17 protein-coding genes are annotated in these 18,330 nt (G+C 64.3%); 10 read left to right on the plus strand and 7 right to left on the minus strand.

Translation table 11 applies throughout. From position 1 onward, the window contains the following. Nucleotides 1-153: 153 nt before the first annotated feature. On the minus strand, nucleotides 154-615 hold the full coding sequence (locus NKJ76_RS16785) for a GNAT family N-acetyltransferase (protein WP_023687114.1): 462 nt from the start codon (nucleotides 613-615) through the stop codon (nucleotides 154-156). Nucleotides 616-791: 176 nt separating this feature from the next. On the opposite strand from NKJ76_RS16785, the gene NKJ76_RS16790 reads away from it, so the two are divergent. After that, entirely contained in the window at nucleotides 792-1,736 is a 945-nt protein-coding gene (locus NKJ76_RS16790; protein WP_023687115.1) for a glycine--tRNA ligase subunit alpha, read from the plus strand. Nucleotides 1,737-1,739: 3 nt separating this feature from the next. On the opposite strand, the gene NKJ76_RS16795 is transcribed toward NKJ76_RS16790, so the two are convergent. Then, on the minus strand, nucleotides 1,740-1,910 hold the full coding sequence (locus tag NKJ76_RS16795) for a hypothetical protein (RefSeq protein ID WP_023702047.1): 171 nt from the start codon (nucleotides 1,908-1,910) through the stop codon (nucleotides 1,740-1,742). Between the two features lie 223 nt (nucleotides 1,911-2,133). Here NKJ76_RS16795 and NKJ76_RS16800 point away from each other — a divergent pair, with 223 nt between their 5' ends. Both NKJ76_RS16800 and glyS read left to right on the plus strand, forming a co-directional pair. Continuing rightward, nucleotides 2,134-2,535 (plus strand): endonuclease domain-containing protein, encoded by a 402-nt coding sequence (locus tag NKJ76_RS16800; RefSeq protein WP_023692101.1) that lies wholly within the window; start codon nucleotides 2,134-2,136, stop codon nucleotides 2,533-2,535. 68 nt (nucleotides 2,536-2,603) lie between these two features. Continuing rightward, nucleotides 2,604-5,072 carry a glycine--tRNA ligase subunit beta gene (glyS, locus tag NKJ76_RS16805; RefSeq protein WP_352537925.1) on the plus strand — a complete coding sequence of 823 codons (2,469 nt, stop codon included), beginning with the start codon at nucleotides 2,604-2,606 and terminating at the stop codon, nucleotides 5,070-5,072. Between the two features lie 76 nt (nucleotides 5,073-5,148). Here the strand turns inward: glyS and NKJ76_RS16810 are convergent, their stop codons facing one another. Together NKJ76_RS16810 and NKJ76_RS16815 are read right to left on the minus strand one after the other, a co-directional pair. Beyond that, complete coding sequence (locus tag NKJ76_RS16810; RefSeq protein WP_245274442.1) at nucleotides 5,149-5,532, minus strand: hypothetical protein; 384 nt, start codon at nucleotides 5,530-5,532, stop codon at nucleotides 5,149-5,151. A 165-nt stretch (nucleotides 5,533-5,697) separates the two neighbouring features. Next, nucleotides 5,698-6,150, minus strand: a complete 453-nt coding sequence (locus NKJ76_RS16815) for a hypothetical protein (protein ID WP_023668460.1) — start codon at nucleotides 6,148-6,150, stop codon at nucleotides 5,698-5,700. 371 nt (nucleotides 6,151-6,521) lie between these two features. Here NKJ76_RS16815 and NKJ76_RS16820 point away from each other — a divergent pair, with 371 nt between their 5' ends. From NKJ76_RS16820 to NKJ76_RS16830, 3 genes are all read left to right on the plus strand, one after another. Beyond that, the gene (locus NKJ76_RS16820; RefSeq protein WP_352537926.1) at nucleotides 6,522-7,487 is read left to right on the plus strand and encodes an L-threonylcarbamoyladenylate synthase; all 966 of its coding nucleotides are present in this window, start codon (nucleotides 6,522-6,524) and stop codon (nucleotides 7,485-7,487) included. Between the two features lie 18 nt (nucleotides 7,488-7,505). Beyond that, on the plus strand, nucleotides 7,506-8,936 hold the full coding sequence (locus tag NKJ76_RS16825; protein ID WP_352537927.1) for an FAD-binding oxidoreductase: 1,431 nt from the start codon (nucleotides 7,506-7,508) through the stop codon (nucleotides 8,934-8,936). Between the two features lie 183 nt (nucleotides 8,937-9,119). Next, entirely contained in the window at nucleotides 9,120-9,686 is a 567-nt protein-coding gene (locus NKJ76_RS16830; RefSeq protein WP_023668457.1) for a DUF6101 family protein, read from the plus strand. 267 nt (nucleotides 9,687-9,953) lie between these two features. Here NKJ76_RS16830 and ubiA read toward each other — a convergent pair whose 3' ends face one another. Together ubiA and NKJ76_RS16840 are read right to left on the minus strand one after the other, a co-directional pair. Then, nucleotides 9,954-10,937, minus strand: a complete 984-nt coding sequence (ubiA, locus tag NKJ76_RS16835) for a 4-hydroxybenzoate octaprenyltransferase (protein ID WP_352537977.1) — start codon at nucleotides 10,935-10,937, stop codon at nucleotides 9,954-9,956. Between the two features lie 51 nt (nucleotides 10,938-10,988). After that, nucleotides 10,989-11,900 carry a LysR family transcriptional regulator gene (locus NKJ76_RS16840; protein ID WP_023687123.1) on the minus strand — a complete coding sequence of 304 codons (912 nt, stop codon included), beginning with the start codon at nucleotides 11,898-11,900 and terminating at the stop codon, nucleotides 10,989-10,991. Nucleotides 11,901-11,991: 91 nt separating this feature from the next. On the opposite strand from NKJ76_RS16840, the gene NKJ76_RS16845 reads away from it, so the two are divergent. Together NKJ76_RS16845 and purD are read left to right on the plus strand one after the other, a co-directional pair. Continuing rightward, nucleotides 11,992-12,786 carry a phytanoyl-CoA dioxygenase family protein gene (locus tag NKJ76_RS16845; protein WP_352537928.1) on the plus strand — a complete coding sequence of 265 codons (795 nt, stop codon included), beginning with the start codon at nucleotides 11,992-11,994 and terminating at the stop codon, nucleotides 12,784-12,786. Between the two features lie 133 nt (nucleotides 12,787-12,919). Then, nucleotides 12,920-14,206: a phosphoribosylamine--glycine ligase gene (purD, locus tag NKJ76_RS16850; RefSeq protein ID WP_352537929.1), complete on the plus strand. Its 1,287-nt coding sequence runs from the start codon at nucleotides 12,920-12,922 to the stop codon at nucleotides 14,204-14,206. Nucleotides 14,207-14,209: 3 nt separating this feature from the next. On the opposite strand, the gene NKJ76_RS16855 is transcribed toward purD, so the two are convergent. Continuing rightward, the gene (locus NKJ76_RS16855) at nucleotides 14,210-15,322 is read right to left on the minus strand and encodes a glycoside hydrolase family 25 protein (protein ID WP_352537978.1); all 1,113 of its coding nucleotides are present in this window, start codon (nucleotides 15,320-15,322) and stop codon (nucleotides 14,210-14,212) included. Between the two features lie 448 nt (nucleotides 15,323-15,770). On the opposite strand from NKJ76_RS16855, the gene NKJ76_RS16860 reads away from it, so the two are divergent. Both NKJ76_RS16860 and NKJ76_RS16865 read left to right on the plus strand, forming a co-directional pair. After that, nucleotides 15,771-17,540, plus strand: a complete 1,770-nt coding sequence (locus NKJ76_RS16860) for an acyl-CoA dehydrogenase family protein (RefSeq protein ID WP_352537930.1) — start codon at nucleotides 15,771-15,773, stop codon at nucleotides 17,538-17,540. 30 nt (nucleotides 17,541-17,570) lie between these two features. After that, complete coding sequence (locus NKJ76_RS16865; protein WP_352537931.1) at nucleotides 17,571-18,323, plus strand: crotonase/enoyl-CoA hydratase family protein; 753 nt, start codon at nucleotides 17,571-17,573, stop codon at nucleotides 18,321-18,323. Nucleotides 18,324-18,330: the final 7 nt, after the last annotated feature.

The raw sequence follows: 18,330 nt of genomic DNA on the forward strand, positions 1-18,330 counted from the left end.
TGGCGTCTTAGAGCAATTCCAGGAAAGTGTGCGCGGTTTTCCGTTCGGAATTGCGACAGAAACAAAGAGATAGAGACGCCCTATCGCGATCGTCATTCTATGGCGGAGCAAGGAGCGAAGCGACGCGGCGCAGACCCAGCGTTGGCGCTCATTCTAGAACAGCTTTCGGTAGACGACGAACCCCGAGAGATCGCCGATCTTGTCGTAGAGCTTCATCGCCGTGTGGTTGGTTTCGTGTGTCAGCCAGTAGACGCGGCTGGAGCCTGCGGTTTGCGCCCTGGTATAGACGTCTTCGATCAGTGCCCGGCCGACGCCCTTGCCGCGCGACGCCTCATTGGTGAAGAGATCCTGCAGATAGCAGTTCGGCGAAATCGCCGTCGTGGTGCGGTGGTAGAGATAGTGGACAAGGCCGAGAAGCTTGCCTTCGCTCTCGGCGACCAGCGCATGCATCGGCTCATAGGCATCGAAGAAGCGCGACCATGTCATTGCAGTGATGTCACCGGGCAGGGCGGTCTCGCCCGAGCGGCCGTAAAACGCATTGTAGCCGTCCCACAGCGGCAGCCATTGCTCGTAATCCTCTCGGGTGACGGGGCGTACGGTGAACTGGCCTTGCATGGCTGAACCTTTGTCGTTGAAGCTGGGCGAGCAAACGGCCACCGGCACCGTCCGGCAATGGGCCAGTCCGAAGCAAAGCGTTCAACCTCTCATCAAGGCGGCGATAGGCGCTGCCTTGACGCCTACCGGCCCGGCAACTAGGGAATGGCATCATTTCAGCGCTTTCCGAGGCCGCCGTGACGTCAGACAGTCCAGCCCATATGCATCCCAGCCGCTCGTTCCAGGGGCTGATCCTGACCCTGCACAATTACTGGGCCGCCTATGGCTGCGTCATCCTGCAGCCTTACGACATGGAAGTCGGCGCCGGCACCTTCCATCCGGCCACCACGCTGCGCGCGCTCGGGCCCAAGGGCTGGAACGCCGCCTACGTCCAGCCCTCGCGCCGGCCCAAGGACGGCCGCTACGGCGAAAACCCCAACCGGCTGCAGCATTATTACCAGTACCAGGTGATCCTGAAGCCCAACCCGCCGAACCTGCAGGAACTCTATCTCGGCTCGCTCAAGGCGATCGGCGTCGATCCGTTGCTGCACGACATTCGCTTCGTCGAGGACGACTGGGCAAGCCCGACGCTTGGCGCCTGGGGGCTCGGCTGGGAGTGCTGGTGCGACGGCATGGAAGTGTCGCAGTTCACTTATTTCCAGCAGGTCTGCGGCATCGAATGCGCGCCGGTGGCGGGGGAACTGACCTACGGCCTGGAGCGGCTGGCCATGTATGTGCAGGGCGTCGACAATGTCTACGACCTCAACTTCAATGGCCGAGAAGGCGCCGAAAAAGTCACCTATGGCGATGTCTTCCTGCAGGCCGAGCAGGAATATTCCAGGCACAATTTCGAATATGCCAACACCGCCATGCTGCTCAGGCATTTCGAGGACGCCGAAGCCGAATGCAAGGCGCTGCTCGCGGCCGGCGCCCCGGCTTCGAACGACAATCTGCCGATGCACCGCATGGTCTTCCCGGCCTATGACCAGTGCATCAAGGCCAGCCACGTCTTCAACCTGCTCGACGCGCGCGGCGTGATTTCGGTGACCGAGCGGCAGAGCTACATCCTGCGGGTGCGCAATCTGGCGAAAGCCTGCGGCGAGGCATTTTTGCAGACCCAGGCCGGCGGGCTCGCCGCCTGAGGCTCACTTCATCATTTCGGGAGAAATGTTGATTGGCGCCGAGAACTGGCCAGACGATCCCGCCATGGTCCGCATAGCCTGCCGCACACCCGGCATCGAGAAGGCGCCATGCACCTGCGCGGCGAAACAGGCGCTGAGCGCGATGATCTGGAGAAGTCTCGATGCCGTTTTCATGGTCGTTCAGCCAATAGGTCCCTGCCTGAGCGTTGGTCGCTTCAGCGCTGCGTTTGGTTCATGGAAATCTTTGATCCAAGGACGGGCGGGCTGGTTGCGGCCCGACAGGGGCGGTCAAAATTCCTGGAAACAGCGGTCAGCCGAGTTGCTATGCCCTCTTACCTCCCCCTAGATGGGGGAGGTCGCCGCGAAGCGGCGGGTGGGGGTGACAGCGCGACGTTCCATGCCAAAACTCGATCGATTCAAGCTGCAGTCTGCGCAAAGGCTTCGCGCGGCGATGACCGACGAGGAACGCATCCTGTGGCGGCATCTGTGGCGCATTCCAGTAGAAGGCACTCATTTTCGCAGGCAGGCGTCGGTAGGCGTTTACTTCCCTGATTTCATCTCCCACCGGCTGAAGCTGATCATTGAGGTGGACGGTGCCCATCACAGCTTCGATGACCAGCTGCGCCATGACGAGCGTCGAACGAAATGGTTCGAGAGCCAAGGCTACCGCGTCATTCGCTTCTGGAACCATGAAATCAAAAACGAACTGGATTCCGTGCTCGATACGATCTATGCGGCGGTGGAAGAACGAAAATCACACCTGCGTTTGCGCGATGGTGCCGAAGGTATCGGCGGCTGAGAGGTCGCCACCCCACCCCGGCGCTACGCGCCGACCCTCCCCATCAAGGGGAGGGTGGGAGCTTAACCATGCCAGACCTGCTCTTAGAACTTCGCTCCGAGGAAATCCCCGCCCGTATGCAGCGCAAGGCGGCGGGCGATCTCAGGAAGATGCTGACCGACGGTCTGGTCGAGGCGGGTCTGACCTATGACGCCGCGCGCGAATACTGGACGCCGCGGCGCCTGGCGCTCGATGTCAGGGGCCTGACCGCGCGCTCGAAGGACATCCACGAGGAGATCAAGGGGCCGTCGACGGCGGCGCCGGACCAGGCGGTGCAGGGTTTTCTGCGCAAGGCAGGCCTTGCCTCGGTTGCCGAGGCGCATGTCCATTCCGATCCGAAGAAGGGCGATTTCTACGTCGCCCATATTTCGAAGCCGGGCAGGGCGGCGGAAGAAATCGTCGCCGAACTGGTGCCGGCCATCATTCGCGGCTTCCCGTGGCCGACATCGATGCGCTGGGGGCCGGCTTCGGCCAAGCCCGGTTCGCTGCGCTGGGTGCGGCCGCTGCAGACGATTCTGTGCACCTTCGGCCCGGAGACCGAGGAGCCGGTGGTGGTCGATTTCGAGATCGATGGCATCCGCTCGGGCAATATCACCTACGGCCATCGTTTCATGGCGCCGGGAGAAATCACCGTGCGCCGCTTCGACGATTACGTGACCAAGCTGGAAGCGGCCAAGGTCGTGCTCGATGGCGACCGCCGCAAGGAGATCATCCTTGCCGACGCCCGCAACCTCGCCTTCGCCAACGGGCTCGATCTGGTCGAGGACGAAGGGCTGCTGGAAGAAGTGTCGGGCCTGGTCGAATGGCCGGTGGTGCTGATGGGCGAATTCGAGCAGGCCTTTCTTGCCATACCGCCAGAAGTGGTCCGGCTGACCATCCGCGCCAATCAGAAATGCTTTGTCACCCGGCCGCAGGGCGACGGCGAAAACCTCTCCAACCGCTTCATCCTCACCGCCAACATCGAGGCCAAGGACGGCGGCAAGGAGATCGCGCACGGCAACGGCAAGGTGGTGCGTGCCCGCCTGTCGGACGCGCTGTATTTCTGGAAGACCGACCAGGGCGATCTGCCGGATCTGGAGCAGCTCGAGGCGTCGGCGAAGAAATTCGGGCTCGATCTGAAAAAGCCGCTCGACCAGCGCATGGCCCGCCTCGACCATCTCAATGTCACCTTTCACGCCAAGCTCGGTACGCAAGGCGATCGGGTGGAGCGGATCAAGCGGCTGGCGCAGGAGCTGGCGCCAACAGTGGCGCAGTCGATCTCCCCCCTTGAGGGGGAGATGGCCGGCAGGCCAGAGGGGGTCGCTTCGGCTGCCGCGACGCCGTCCGGTCTCTCGAAGAAAGAGGGAGTTGGCACTCCACGCGAGACGACCCCCTCTGTCGCCTTCGGCGACATCTCCCCCTCAAGGGGGGAGATTACCGCGCTCGCCGCTCGCGCCGCCGTGCTGGCCAAGGCTGATCTCACGACAGAAGCAGTGGGCGAGTTTCCGGAACTGCAAGGCGCAATGGGCCGCAAATACGCGCTGCTGCAGGGTGAGCATCCGTCCGTGGCTGCGGCGATCGAGGAGCACTACAAACCGCAAGGTCCGTCGGATAGCGTGCCGACCAATCCGGTGTCGATTGCCGTCGCGCTGGCCGACAAAATCGATACGCTGGTCGGCTTCTGGGTCATTGATGAAAAGCCGACGGGGTCGAAGGACCCTTACGCGCTGAGAAGGGCCGCACTGGGCGTGGTGAGAATCCTGATCGAGAATGGGATCTCACTGCCGCTGACATCGCTCTTCGATAGTGCCTATCAAACGGCGAGTTATCTCGCGTCTAAGGCTGGACGGGCATTTGGGCCCGACCTCCTCGCCTTCTTCCACGACCGCCTGAAAGTCTATCTCCGCGACCAGGGCGCTCGGCATGATCTCATTGACGCCGTGCTGGCAGGTGGTGGAAGCGCGCCAATCTCCCCCCTTTTGGGGGCGGCGAAGCCGACAAAGGGGGGCGCTGTCCCGCCGACCTCTCATTCTGGCGCGCCCCCCTCTGCCCTGCCGGGCATCTCCCCCACAAGGGGGGAGATCGGCCAATCGCACTCGGACGACCTCCTGCAGATCGTGCGTCGCGTCGAAGCTCTGGGGTCCTTCCTCGACACCGAGGACGGCAAGAACCTGCTCGCCGCCGCCAAGCGGGCGGCCAACATTCTGGCTGCCGAGGAGAAGAAGAAAACGCTCGTCGCCGAGACTGTTGAGCCGGCGCTGTTTCGCGAGGAGGCCGAGAAATCGCTGTTTGCAGCGGTGAATCAGGCGGAGAGAGAAGCCGGCGAAGCGATTCAAAACGAAGACTTTTCCGCCGCCATGCTGGCGCTTAGCGTGCTGCGCGAACCGGTTGATTCATTCTTTGAACGTGTTCTCGTGAATGATGAGGACCAGGCCGTGCGCGCCAACCGTCTGGCGTTGCTCGCCCGCATCCGCACGGCCACCGACCAGGTGGCTGATTTCTCCAGAATAGCTGGCTAAGCGACGGACAAGCCCGAAGACGGGCGGCGTTCATACGCCGCCCGTCTTGTTTTCAGTCCTCCCGAGGCTGACTCCGTCAGTCCTCCAAAATGCTGACATGCACGCTGTCTGAATAGACGTCGACCTGGATCAGCGGCTCGCCATTGACGATGGCGTTCCGTGTCGAGGAGCTCATCGCGCCACCGCGCTTCAGCATGCGTTCCAGATACGCGCGATCATCGTTGCTGCGGAACCAGTCATCGCCCTGGTCGTCGGCATCGCGCCGGTGGAACTTGTGCCAGTTGGCACGGTCCTGCCGCACCATCTGTGCTGCGCTGCTCAGCTCATAGCCGTCGCTGGCATGGTGGTCGCGATCGGAAATGCGCGCGACGTAGGACCCTAGCTCGTCACCGGCCTGCGCGCCGCCGACAGCTATAGGTGACGCCAGCAACAGGCCGGCAATAGTCAAAGATTTCGTCATGTTCATGATAACCCCTCGCTCTCCTAGAACCCGGCGCGCTCATGCCAAACTCGATTGGCGAAATTGGGGCCGCCGCCGCCAAGCCGATCGTGCGCCGGGGCGTCGATCGGCGTCAAGCGGCATGGATCGGCCGACTGTCTTGGCCGACTGTCTTGGCTGAATGGCCTACTCGGCTTTGCCGACGCCCTCGATCGGCTGCTGCGGTGTTGCTGCCGGCTGCGGCGCTGCCGGTTGCGACTCGGGCTTGCCGTTCGATGCCGTTGCAGTTCCGGCTGGTGCGGTCTCTGCCGTCGGCTCAGTTGCCGGCGCCGCGGCGCTCGCCCTGGCCGGAGCCGGCGCGGCGAAGGCGCCGCCGACGATGCCGCCGCGAATGATCATCGGGTCCTGCCTAGGCTTTTCGGGGATCGCCGCGACCTTTTCATAAGTCACATCGGGCTGGGCATCGCCGAGTGCGACGATCGATGGCGACGAGGCGATCCTGACCGGTTCGGATCCGCCAACCTTGATGACCGATGGCGTCGAGGTCGAGACGCCGAGAAAGACGATCGACGAGGCGTGCGCCCCACCAGTCATCGCCGCCAGGGTGAAACCAAGCGCTCCAAGCACACGCATCGACATCGAAACCGTCCCCTTGCCCGACAAGCCGCCAGCCCTAACCGCAAATAGCCTTAACCCCAGTGGATTGATGCCGGCTTGCAGGGAAACGTAGCATTTTAGGCATTGATAATTCGCCAACGCCGGCTTGCCCGAAAACCACTGCCGTATTAGAGCAATTCCAGGAAAAGTGAGTAGCGGTTTTCCGTCCGGAATTGCGCAAAAACAAATACTTAGAGCGTTTCAGCGAACAGCTGAACCGCTCTAACGCATGTCGCTCAAAAGTGGCCCCGGTTTTGAGAGAACGACATGCATCAAAACAAAGACCTAAAGCAGTCGCATGAATCCGGTTCAGCGCGACGCGCTTTAGGTCCGGTGCCTGTGAGGTGAAGCGAGTGGCTGAGATACTATCCGTCGGCGAAGCGATGGAGCAGGCGTTGGCGCTGCTTGAGGGCGGCGACGTCGTCGCCATCCCGACGGAGACCGTCTATGGACTGGCCAGCGACGCGACCAATGGCGTCGGCGTCGCCCGCATCTTCGAAGCCAAGGGCCGGCCGCGCTTCAACCCGCTGATCGCCCATGTCGCCGATCTCGCGATGGCCGAGCGCATTGCGATCTTCGACCCGCTTTCGAAGCGGCTGGCCGAGGCGTTCTGGCCGGGGCCGCTGACGCTGGTGCTGCCGCTCCGACCCGGCAACGGCATCCATCCGCGGGTCACCGCCGGGCTCGATACGATCGCGCTGCGCATGCCGAGGGGCTTCGGCGGCGAGCTGATCGCCAGGCTCGGCCGGCCGCTGGCCGCGCCCAGCGCGAACTCTTCGGGCAAGATAAGCGCCACGACAGCGCAAGCCGTGGCGGCCGATCTCGGCGCCAAAATCCGGCTGGTGGTCGATGGCGGCGCCACCCCGGTCGGGCTGGAATCGACCATCGTCAAGGTCGAAGGCAACAGCGTGCGGCTGCTGAGGCCAGGCGGCATCGCTGCCGCCGATATCGAGGCCGTCACCGGCATCAAGCTGCAGCGCGGCGCGACAGCCGGCATCGAGGCGCCCGGCATGCTGGCGTCGCATTATGCGCCGCGCGCATCGGTGCGGCTCGATGCACAGAGTGTGGCTGAAGGCGAGGCCTTGCTGGCCTTTGGTGGCGACCGCGCCGAAGGCTGGCAAGCGGCGGCCGCCTTGCGCAACCTGTCCGCGTCAGGCGATTTGCGCGAAGCCGCAAGCAATCTGTTCGCGTATTTGCAGGAACTCGACCGCAGCGGTGCGGCGACGATCGCCGTCGAGCCGATCCCGTTCGATGGGCTCGGCGAGGCGATCAACGATCGGCTGTTTCGTGCCGCTGCCCCCCGTGACAAGCTCGATTGAGCGCCATAGTTTGCGCCCATGAACGACGCACCCTTCGACCTCGATCCCGCTCTCATCGCCCGCTTCGCGGCAATCGTCGGCGACAAATATGCGCTGCGCGACCAGGCCGATATTGCGCCGTATCTGACCGAGCGGCGCGGCCTATGGCACGGCAGGACCGCCTTGGTGCTGCGTCCCGGCAGCGTCGACGAGATCAGCCGGATCATGCGCCTGGCGAGCGAGACGGGAACGCCGGTCGTGCCGCAAAGCGGCAACACCGGGCTGGTCGGCGCCCAGGTGCCGGATGCCTCCGGCCGCGAGATCGTGCTTTCATTGTCGCGGCTGAACCGCATTCGCGAGATCGACGTCTTCTCGAACACGGTGACCGTCGAAGCGGGCGTCATCCTGCAGACGCTGCAGGAAGCCGCCGACGCCGCCGACCGGCTGTTTCCGCTGTCGCTTGCCGCGCAGGGCTCCTGCCAGATCGGCGGCAATCTCTCGTCCAATGCCGGCGGCACCGGCGTGCTCGCCTATGGCAATGCGCGCGAACTCTGCCTCGGCGTCGAAGTGGTGCTGCCGACCGGCGAAGTCTTCGACGATCTGCGCAAACTGAAGAAGGACAACACCGGTTACGATCTGAAGAACCTGTTCGTCGGCGCCGAAGGCACGCTCGGCATCATCACCGCCGCGGTGCTGAAACTGTTTCCCAAGCCCAAGGGGCGCGAAGTCGCCTTTGCCGGCCTGTCGTCGCCGGAAGCAGCGCTTTCGCTGTTCAGCCTGGCGATGGACCGGGCCGGGGCGGCACTCACCGCCTTCGAGCTGATCGGCCAGCGTCCTTATGATTTCACACTGCGCCACGCGCAGGGCGTCATCCGGCCGCTCGCCGAGGACTGGCCCTGGTATGTGCTGATGCAGATATCATCCGGCCGTTCGGCCGAGGACGCCAGGGGGCTGATCGAGGAGGTGCTGTCGGAAGGCCTCCAGCAAGGCATCGTCGGCGACGCGGTGATCGCGGCAAGCCTGGCGCAGGGCGACGCCTTCTGGAATTTCCGCGAGGTGCTGCCGGATTCGCAAAAGCCCGAAGGCGCGTCGATCAAGCATGATATTTCGGTGCCGGTGGCATCCATCCCGGCGTTTATCGAAAAGGCGGCCGGTGCAGTGGCTTCGGTCAGTGCTGGTGCGCGCGTGGTCTGCTTCGGCCATATGGGCGACGGCAATCTCCACTACAACATCTCCCGGCCGGAGGGCGGTGACGATGAAGCGTTTCTCGGCCTCTACCACGCCATGAACCATGCCGTGCACGATGTCGTGCGCTCCTTCCACGGCTCGATCTCGGCCGAGCACGGCATCGGCCAGTTGAAGCGCGACGAGCTGATCGCCACCGCGCCGCCAATGGCGATCGAGCTGATGCGCCGGGTGAAGGCCGTCTTCGATCCGGCCGGCATCATGAATCCCGGTAAGGTTATCTGATCCTTTCAACATTTTGTGGCTGGTCTCATTCCGATAACCATCGCCTGAGATCAGCAAAATTTAACTGACTTTCTTAAGCCGGGCGGCAGAAGCTCGCGCTAATGTTTCACACAACGAGGCCGGGAAAACCGGCCCGGAGAGACCCGCAAAACGGCTCTCAGGAGAAACACAGGAAGGCAGCAGATGAACAGTGTATTGAAGCCCGTCTGGGCCGGGCGCAACATGCGCCTCGACCCATTCCGCCTGCCGCAAGTGGTGAGCTATGCCACGCGCGACGACTATGGCGACGTTACCTTCACCATCGACCAGCGCGGCGCCGTCATCCGCCGCACGCTCGAGATGAGCGGCGTGCCGGCGATCATCGCGCTGCCCGCCAACGCGTTTCGCGGCGTCGCCGCCCGCGCGATGGAGGATGCGCAAGGCAATGTCACGGTAACCCTCGAACTCCTGCACAACGACCCGATGCTGTCGGTGCCGCTGCTGGTGGCCGACGATCTCGACGACGTCGCCGCCGACTGGCGCGCCTGGGCCGATGCTTACCGGCTGCAGATGCTGCTGATCGAATCCGACGGCATTGCCCGCACGCTTGAGGAATCGCTCGGCGCCGCCATCAAGGCGCTGCCGGCCAAGGATCGCCGCAAGGGCCGGGTCTCGACCACGCGCCGCCCGCGCTTCCTCGCCCGCCGCAGGGCCGGCAATCTCGGGCTGAGACTGGTGATCGACGGCCAGGAGATTATTTCGAGAGAGTAGCTTGACCGGCGATTGGCGAAACCGCCGACGACAGCCTTCTTCTCCCCGTCACTATACGGGGGTTGAGGAGCGGTCCGCGTAGCGGACGAAAAGCCAATTGCTTGGCTTTTCGAGTGACGAACGCCGGGCAGGGCGATGAGGGGCGGCGCTGACCGAGGCATTTCTCGCAATATCGCCGCTGTGCATCTCACCTCAACTGCAAAGATGGGCGCTGCCCTCATCCGGCTGCCGCCACCTTCTCCCCGTGTAGTGACGGGGAGAAGGTGATTAAACCAGCGGCTTTAGCGCTACCCACAGCGCACCGCCGATCAGGCCGATGAAGATCAACCAGCCGACCTGGTTGTTGGATTTGAACAGCCGCAGGCATTGATCGGGATCGTCGATATCCAGAACCGCTATCTGCCGCGCCATATGGGCGCCGGCGGCGATCAGCCCGGCCAGCGCCACCACCGGCACCTGCGCCGAGGCGAAGGCGATGGCGAAGCAGACCAGCGTGCCGCCATAAAGCCTGACCAGCCAGGTCTTGGTGTTGTCGCCGAACAGCCGCGCCGTCGAGCGCACGCCGACGATTGCGTCGTCTTCCTTGTCCTGATGTGCATAGATGGTGTCGTAGCCGATCACCCACAGGATCGAGCCGATATAGAGCATGATGGCCGGGCCATCGAGATCGCCGAACTCGACCGCCCAGCCCATCAGCGCACCCCAGGAGAAGGCGAGCCCGAGCACCAATTGCGGCCAGTTGGTGAAGCGCTTCATGAAGGGATAGACGGCAACGATGACCAGCGAGACGATGCCGAGCGGAATGGCGAAGTCGTTGAACTGCAGCAGCACGACGAGGCCCAGCAAGGCCTGGATGACCAGGAACGCCCAGGCTTGGCGGCGCGTCACCTTGCCGGCCGGCAATGGCCGCGAGCGCGTGCGCTCGACCTTGTTGTCGATGTCCTGGTCGACAATGTCGTTATAGGTGCAGCCGGCGCCACGCATGGCGACGGCGCCGACAAAGAACAGGAACAGGAACCACGGCGACGGCAGCAATGTGAGCAACGGGTCTGCCGGGCGGGGATAGGCGCTGGCCGCAAGCGCTGCCGACCACCAGCAGGGCCACAGCAGCAATTGCCAGCCGATCGGCCGGTCCCAGCGCGCAAGCTGCGCGTAAGGCCACAGCCAGCGCGGCAATATCTTGTAGACCCAATGGCCGCTCGGCGCGTCGGCGACGCGGCCCTGTGCGGCTTTCGACTGGATGGTTTCCATCGTGCTGGAGTGGCAGCAGCGGCGTGCGCCGTCAAGCGGCCGCATTGTCGCTCAGGCGGTGAAAATATCGTGGCTGGCAAACCATTCCTTCGCCACCTCCGTGAAGGCCAGCGCCGCCTTCGACAGCCTTTGCCTTGTGTCATGGGTGAGGATGATGCGCTGCATCGGCAGCGGATCGGACAGCGGCTTGCAGACCAGCGGCAGCCCGTCATAACTCCTGTCGCCATAGGGCCTGGTGTAGCTCACCGCGACGCCGAAGCCGTTGGCGACCATGCTGCGCTGCAGTTCGAACGAACTCGCCGTCGATTGCGAGACCGGCGACAGGCCGCGGCTGAGGAACAGGTCCAGCATATGCTGCCAGCTATGCGGCTGGTCGGTGGTGATCAAGGGATGGGTCGCCAGCTCCGCCAGGCTGACGCTCGCCTGGCTGGCCAGTGCGTGGCCTTGCGGCAGAAGCGCGTGTGGCCGCAGCTCATGCAGCAGGATGCGGGCGAAGTGCGAGGGCAGGCCGAGATCGTAGGTCAGGCCGAGATCGATTGCCGCATCGCCGAGCCGCCGGCCCAGCGTCTCGAAGGTCTCGTCGCGGACCACCACGGTGACCGCCGGGCAGCGTTGCGAAAAAGCGCGGATCAGCGCCGGCGCGAAATAAGGCGCCAGATCCTCGAAACAGCCGAGCACAAGTTCGCCGCCGACATCGGCGTCGCGCGTCCCGAGCCCAACCAGTTCGTCCGCTTCGGCCAGCACCTGCTTTGCCTTCGCCACCGCGCTGCGGCCGAACGAGGTCAGCGCGATGCCGCTGCCGCGCTGGCGCACGAACAGTTTCTGGCCGAGCGTCGCTTCGACATTGTCGATCGCCACCGAGATCGAGGGCTGCGAGACGTTCAGCATCCGGGCGGCCACGGTGACGCTGCCGTGACGGGCAACAGTGACGAGGTAGCGCAATTGGGTGAGGGTCAGGTTCATAGAGTAAAGCTATAAGGGAGATGAGAAGTTATTATTTTACGCGATGTGCGGCGGCCGCGATAGTCGGTCATCGAAACAGGAGAGACATGACATGGCCGCCAGACATATTGATGCCGCAGCGATTGCCGACTACCAGCGCGACGGCGCGGTCTGCATACGCGGCGCCTTCAAGGACTGGGTCGGCACCATCGCCGCCGGCATCGAGCGCAACATGCAAAACCGCAGCGCCACGGCTTCGGACATCGCCAACGGCAAGGGCAGCTTCTTCGACGATTACTGCAATTGGGAGCGCATTCCCGAATTCGTCGACGTGGTGCGCAATTCCCCGGCCGCGGAACTCGCGGCAGCGGCGATGCAGTCGCGCAGCGCCCAGTTCTTCCACGACCATGTGCTGGTCAAGGAACCGGGCACGCAAAAGCCGACGCCTTGGCACCAGGACATCCCGTATTACTTCGTCGATGGCACCCAGACCGTCAGCTTCTGGATTCCGATCGATCCGGTCAAGGAAGCGACGCTGCGGCTGATCGCCGGCTCGCACAAATGGGACAAGATGATCCTGCCGGTGCGCTGGCTAGATGACAGCAATTTCTATGCCGGCGAGGGCGACTACCTCCCCGTGCCGGATCCAGACAAGGACCCGTCGCTGAAGGTGCTCGAATGGGAGATGGAACCGGGGGACGCCATCCTGTTCGACTTCCGCACCGCGCATGGTGCGCGCGGCAATCCGACCGCGGCGCGGCGCCGGGCGCTGTCGCTGCGCTGGGTCGGCGACGATGCGCGCTATGTCGAGCGCCCCGGCCGTACCTCGCCGCCCTATGCCGGCCATGACATGAAGCTCGGCCAGAAACTGCGCGAGGACTGGTTTCCAGTGGTCTTCCAGAGCTGATACCGGCCGGGGACGCCGTGCTCTCGGCGCGACGTTCCCGTGCGCAACCGGTATGGCGCAAGGTAAAACTCTTGACCCGCGCCGCCCGGGGCAATAGCGCAGTCCCTGTCGTGAAATGACAAGGGACATCGGCATGCGCGTTTTGTTAATCGGCTCCGGCGGCCGCGAACATGCCCTGGCCTGGAAGATCGCGGCCTCGCCGCTTTTGACCAGGCTCTATGCCGCGCCCGGCAATCCGGGCATCGCCCACGAGGCCGAACTGGTCAAGCTCGACATCGCCGACCATGCCGCTGTTGCCAGCTTCTGCCAGGACAACGCGATCGATCTCGTCGTCGTCGGGCCGGAAGGGCCGCTGGTCGCCGGCATTGCCGACGATCTGCGTGAGCAGGGCATCCGCGTCTTCGGCCCGTCGAAGCGGGCAGCGCGGCTCGAAGGCTCGAAAGGTTTTACCAAGGACCTTTGCGCCAAATACGGCATCCCGACCGCCGCCTATGGCCGCTTCACCGATCTTGCCTCGGCGAAAGCCTATGTCGAAAAGGTCGGCGCGCCGATCGTCATCAAGGCCGACGGGCTTGCCGCCGGCAAGGGCGTCACCATCGCCATGACGCTGGATGAGGCGCAAGCCGCGCTCGATGCCTGTTTCGACGGCGCCTTTGGCGACGCCGGCGCTGAGGTCGTGGTCGAGGAATTCATGACCGGCGAGGAGGCGAGTTTCTTCTGCTTGTGCGACGGCACCACGGCACTGCCCTTCGGCACCGCGCAGGACCACAAGCGCGTCGGCGACGGCGACACCGGCCCCAACACCGGCGGCATGGGCGCCTATTCGCCGGCGCCGGTGATGAGCCCCGAAATGGTCGAGCGCACCATGCGCGAGATCGTCGAGCCGACCATCCGCGGCATGGCCGAGCTTGGCGCGCCGTTCGCCGGCATTCTCTTCGCCGGGCTGATGATCACCGACAAAGGGCCGAAGCTGATCGAATACAACACCCGCTTCGGCGATCCCGAATGCCAGGTGCTGATGATGCGGCTGAAGGACGATCTGCTGGTGCTGCTCAACGCCGCCGCCGACGGCCAGTTGGCGCACAGTTCGATCCGCTGGCGCGACGATGCCGCGCTGACCGTGGTGATGGCGGCACAGGGCTATCCCGGGACGCCGGAAAAAGGCTCGGTCATTCGGGGTCTCGACGAAGCCGCTGGCGAAGGCGTTGAGATTTTCCATGCCGGCACTGCCATCAATGGCGGCGCGCTGGTCGCCAATGGCGGCCGCGTGCTCAACGTCACGGCATCAGGCAAGACGGTGGGTGAAGCGCAAAGCCGCGCTTACGCCGCGCTCGACCGTATCGACTGGCCGCAAGGCTTCTGCCGCCGCGACATAGGCTGGCAGGCGGTGGCGCGGGAAAAGGCCAGCGCCGCCACATAAGCCTCAGCGCTCGCGAACCAGTTCCGTCGAAGCGGTGCTGACCGGGTCGGCGGCCTGCGAGAAGGCGGCCTCGAGCAGAGCCTCCGAACGATACGTGGTCCGCTTCCAGGCGACATACTCGGCAATGCCGAAGCGCGCGCGGCGCGGCACCGTCTTGACCACCGGCATGCGGAAGGCGGCGCGGAATGTCTGCCAGCGCGCGCCGAGCACCGCCACCATTTCCTCGACCGTCGGTGGCGTCGCCACATCGGCGTATGTGATGGTGACTTTGCCGGCGAGCCCGGCCGCGCGCGACACCGGCACCGGTATCGAGGCGAGGTAGTCGGGCGGCACGTCGATCAGGCCGCCGAAGGGCCATTGCTGGCGCAGTGCCGCCGCGTCCATCGGCCCGACGTTGACGTCGATGTCGTAGGGCGTGCCGGCGACGCGGTAGGGGCAGCGCAGGCGCCCGCAATTGGCCTGCGCCGAGAACTGCCACAGCGCATAGCCCTGCCAGTTGCCCATCGGAAAATGCACGTCGATGTCGGGCTTGTAGCGCGCATACCAGAGCGGCAGCCGCGACAGCAGACGGTATTGGTAGCGGTTGTCGGCGATGTACTGGGCGGTCTTGCCGTTGGTGTAGAGGATCGGGAAACGGCCGAGCCGCCGGTGCACCTGGCGCACGAATTCCTCGGCATCCTCGAGCGACATCCATTGCGAGGGGTCGTTGCCTTCGAGATCGAGGGCGAGCAGATCGTCAGGGGCTGGCTCGGCGAAATCGATGAAACTGTTGGCCTGCTCGAGCGGATTGCCGGGGCGGGCAAGATGATACGCGCCCCATTTCAGGCCGAGCGCCTTGGCCACCACCTTGCGCGTCTGAAACAGCTCGCGCGTCACCGCAAAGCGTTTCCACAATGTCTTGCAGAGTTTGACCGTAGGCTCGTCGCCGTAGCAGAAATAGGGCGGCGGCAGCCCGTCGGAGGCCTTGTTGATGAAGCCGACAATGCGCTTGTCGGTGGCAAGCTGCGCCCAGTCGATGGAATTGTATTCATAGGCGTCGACCACCAGCGCGCGGTCGCCATCCCGCCAAGGCTCGGAAAAGTCCGAGGCTGTAGCCGCTGACGTCAGCGCCATCATCGCCGCGAGAGCGATCGCTGAGCGGCGAAGAAGATGCGCCGGCGTTTTCAAACAGGGGATCCCCGCTGACCAAACACCGATGGTGGACCGGTATGGTTAAGGAAGTGCTTTCGGGCAGGAGTCCTGTCGCTCTCGCGATTTCGTCATTCTATGGCGAAGCAAGGAGCGAAGCGACGCGGCGCGGACCATAGTATGCATTCCGCGACTTCGAAGCGTTGCCACGGCGCGGAATTCTGCACCGTTGCGCCCCTAGCGCGAGGTCGCGACATGGTGCTCGGCGTCCGCTACGGTCCCGCTCCATCTGTGGACGACGAAGTTCGATGAAAATCCGCGTGACAAAGTTTGACGTTTACGTAAAAAGAACGCCGGAGGCCGCCCAGAGGCGGATGGTTTTGCATCGGCCCGGGTCCTAGGATCGAGCGGTCGGAGCAGCGGAGGAGAAAGCGGCATGTACAAGGCCCCGGTCGACGACATTTCGTTCACGCTCAAGCATGTCGCCGGACTCAAGCCGGCGCTCGACCGCGGCGCGTTCGGGGACCTCGGCGAAGACCTTGTCGACGCCATCCTGTCCGAGGCCGGCCGCTTCGCCAGCGAGGAGGTGGCGCCGCTCTACAAGATCGGCGACGAGCATGGCGCGGTGCTGAAGGATGCGACCGTGATCACGCCGCCCGGCTGGAAGGCGCTTTACCGCAGCTGGATCGACGGCGGCTGGAACGCGCTGTCGGGACCGGAAGAATTCGGTGGCCAGGGCCTGCCGACCATGCTCGGCGTTGCCGCGCTCGAAATGTGGAACTCCGCCGCCATGGCCTTCGGCATCGGCCCGACGCTGACCATGGGCGCGGTCGAGGCGCTCGACAAGCATGCTTCCGAAGCGCTGAAGGCAAAGTATCTGGCAAAGCTCGTCTCCGGCGAGTGGATGGGGACGATGAACCTGACCGAGTCGCAGGCCGGTTCCGATCTCGCCGCCTTGCGCAGCCGCGCCGAGCCTGCCGGCGACGGTACTTACCGCATCTTCGGCCAGAAGATCTTCATCACCTATGGCGAGCATGATTTCACCGACAACATCATCCATCTGGTGCTGGCGCGGCTGCCCGACGCACCGGCCGGCACGCGCGGCATCTCGCTGTTTTTGGTGCCGAAATTCCTGGTCAATGATGACGGCTCGCTCGGTGCCCGCAACGACGTCTTCTGTTCCGGCCTCGAGCACAAGCTCGGCATCCATGCCTCGCCGACTTGCACCATGATCTATGGCGACGGGTTCCAGGGTGCTGCGCCCGGCGCCATCGGTTGGCTGATCGGCGAGGAGAACAAGGGGCTCGCCTGCATGTTCACCATGATGAACAACGCGAGGCTTTGCGTCGGCATGCAGGGCGTGGCAGTGGCCGAAGCCGCGACGCAGAAGGCGATCGCCTATGCCAATGAGCGCCGCCAGGGCAAGGCATCGGACTTTTCAGGCGCCGGGATGGCGCCGATCGTCCATCACCCCGACGTGCAGCGCAATCTCTTGACCATGAAGGCTTTGACCCAGATCGCCCGCGCCATCTCGTATTCCTGCGCCTATGCCATCGACTTCGCGCGTGTGTCGACAGGCGAGGAGGCCGCGCATTGGCGCGATCGCGCCAATCTGCTGACGCCGCTGGCCAAGGCCTTTTCCACCGATATCGGCGTCGATGTCGCATCGCTCGGCGTCCAGGTCCACGGCGGTATGGGCTTCATCGAGGAGACGGGCGCGGCCGCGCTCTATCGCGACGCCCGCATTGCGCCGATCTATGAAGGCACCAACGGCATCCAGGCGATCGACCTTGTAGCCCGCAAATTGCCGCTTGGCGGCGGCGAGCATGTGCATGGCTATATCGCCGAATTGAAGGCCATGGCCGACGAGGTGCGGACCTCGAGCCTGCAGGGCTTCGGCCGCACCGCCGAAGCGCTTGACCAGGCGTTCGACGAGCTCACCGAGGCGACGCGCTTCCTGCAGAAGCTGCTGGCCGATGGCCGTCTGGACGTAGCGCAGGCCGGTGCGACCCCCTATCTCAGGCTGATCTCGCTTGCTGCCGGCGGCGCCTATCTGGCGCGCGGCGGACTTGCCCAGCAGAGCCGCATCGCCCTTTGCCGCTTCTTCGCCGAAAACCTGCTCGGCGAAGTCAGCGCCTTGAAGGAACGCGTCATCGGTGGCGCCGAGAGCCTCGCCGCCGCCGGCAAGGCGCTGATATCGGCCTGAATACCAGAGCGCTCACCAGGGAAAATGACCGTGACAGACCATATCCTCGTCGAGCGCCAGGGCGCCATCCAGATCATCCGCATGAACCGTCCCGACAAGAAGAACGCACTGACGCGCGCCATGTACGCGACAATGTCCAAGGCGCTGGCCGATGGCGATGCCGACCCGGCGGTTCGCGTCCATGTCTTCCTCGGTGTGCCTGGCGCCTTCTCTTCCGGCAACGATCTCGCCGATTTCCTGGTCATCGCCACCGGCGGTGAGGGCGGCAACGAGGTCTGGGACTTCCTGATGGCGCTGGCCAAAACGGAGAAGCCGATGGTCTCCGGCGTCGACGGCATTGCGGTCGGCATCGGCACCACGCTCAATTTGCATTGCGACCTGACTTTCGCCACGCCGCGCACGGTGTTCCGCACACCCTTCGTCGACCTCGGCCTGGTGCCGGAGGCGGGTTCCAGCCTGCTGGCGCCGCTCATCCTCGGCAGGCAGGGCGCCTTCGCGCTGCTTGGGCTCGGCGAAGGTTTTTCCGCCGAACGCGCCAAGGCCGCCGGCCTGATCTATGAGGTGGTCGAGGAGGACGGGCTAGAAGCCGCGGCACTTGCCGCGGCCCGCGCGATCGCCGCCAAGCCGCCGCAGGCGCTGAAGATTGCGCGTGACCTGATGCGCGCCCCGCGCGACGAGCTTGTCGCCCGCATCAAGGTGGAGAGCGAGCATTTCTCCGAGCGGCTGAAGTCCGACGAAGCGCGCGCCGCGTTGACCGCCTTCATGACGCGCAAGAAGGCCTGAACCTCTC

Origin of the sequence: Mesorhizobium sp. M0029 (assembly GCF_040323735.1) — a bacterium.
In the GTDB taxonomy this organism is placed as follows: Bacteria; Pseudomonadota; Alphaproteobacteria; order Rhizobiales; family Rhizobiaceae; genus Mesorhizobium.

What these genes read in the sequence shown, in the direction of transcription:
- NKJ76_RS16785 (WP_023687114.1), bottom strand. Translation starts at nt 615, where the DNA reads ATGCAAGGCCAGTTCACCGTACGCCCCGTCACCCGAGAGGATTACGAG.
- NKJ76_RS16795 (WP_023702047.1), bottom strand. Translation starts at nt 1,910, where the DNA reads ATGAAAACGGCATCGAGACTTCTCCAGATCATCGCGCTCAGCGCCTGT.
- NKJ76_RS16800 (WP_023692101.1), top strand. Translation starts at nt 2,134, where the DNA reads ATGCCAAAACTCGATCGATTCAAGCTGCAGTCTGCGCAAAGGCTTCGC.
- glyS (WP_352537925.1), top strand. Translation starts at nt 2,604, where the DNA reads ATGCCAGACCTGCTCTTAGAACTTCGCTCCGAGGAAATCCCCGCCCGT.
- NKJ76_RS16810 (WP_245274442.1), bottom strand. Translation starts at nt 5,532, where the DNA reads ATGACGAAATCTTTGACTATTGCCGGCCTGTTGCTGGCGTCACCTATA.
- NKJ76_RS16815 (WP_023668460.1), bottom strand. Translation starts at nt 6,150, where the DNA reads ATGTCGATGCGTGTGCTTGGAGCGCTTGGTTTCACCCTGGCGGCGATG.
- NKJ76_RS16825 (WP_352537927.1), top strand. Translation starts at nt 7,506, where the DNA reads ATGAACGACGCACCCTTCGACCTCGATCCCGCTCTCATCGCCCGCTTC.
- NKJ76_RS16830 (WP_023668457.1), top strand. Translation starts at nt 9,120, where the DNA reads ATGAACAGTGTATTGAAGCCCGTCTGGGCCGGGCGCAACATGCGCCTC.
- ubiA (WP_352537977.1), bottom strand. Translation starts at nt 10,937, where the DNA reads ATGGAAACCATCCAGTCGAAAGCCGCACAGGGCCGCGTCGCCGACGCG.
- NKJ76_RS16840 (WP_023687123.1), bottom strand. Translation starts at nt 11,900, where the DNA reads ATGAACCTGACCCTCACCCAATTGCGCTACCTCGTCACTGTTGCCCGT.
- NKJ76_RS16845 (WP_352537928.1), top strand. Translation starts at nt 11,992, where the DNA reads ATGGCCGCCAGACATATTGATGCCGCAGCGATTGCCGACTACCAGCGC.
- purD (WP_352537929.1), top strand. Translation starts at nt 12,920, where the DNA reads ATGCGCGTTTTGTTAATCGGCTCCGGCGGCCGCGAACATGCCCTGGCC.
- NKJ76_RS16855 (WP_352537978.1), bottom strand. Translation starts at nt 15,322, where the DNA reads ATGATGGCGCTGACGTCAGCGGCTACAGCCTCGGACTTTTCCGAGCCT.
- NKJ76_RS16860 (WP_352537930.1), top strand. Translation starts at nt 15,771, where the DNA reads ATGTACAAGGCCCCGGTCGACGACATTTCGTTCACGCTCAAGCATGTC.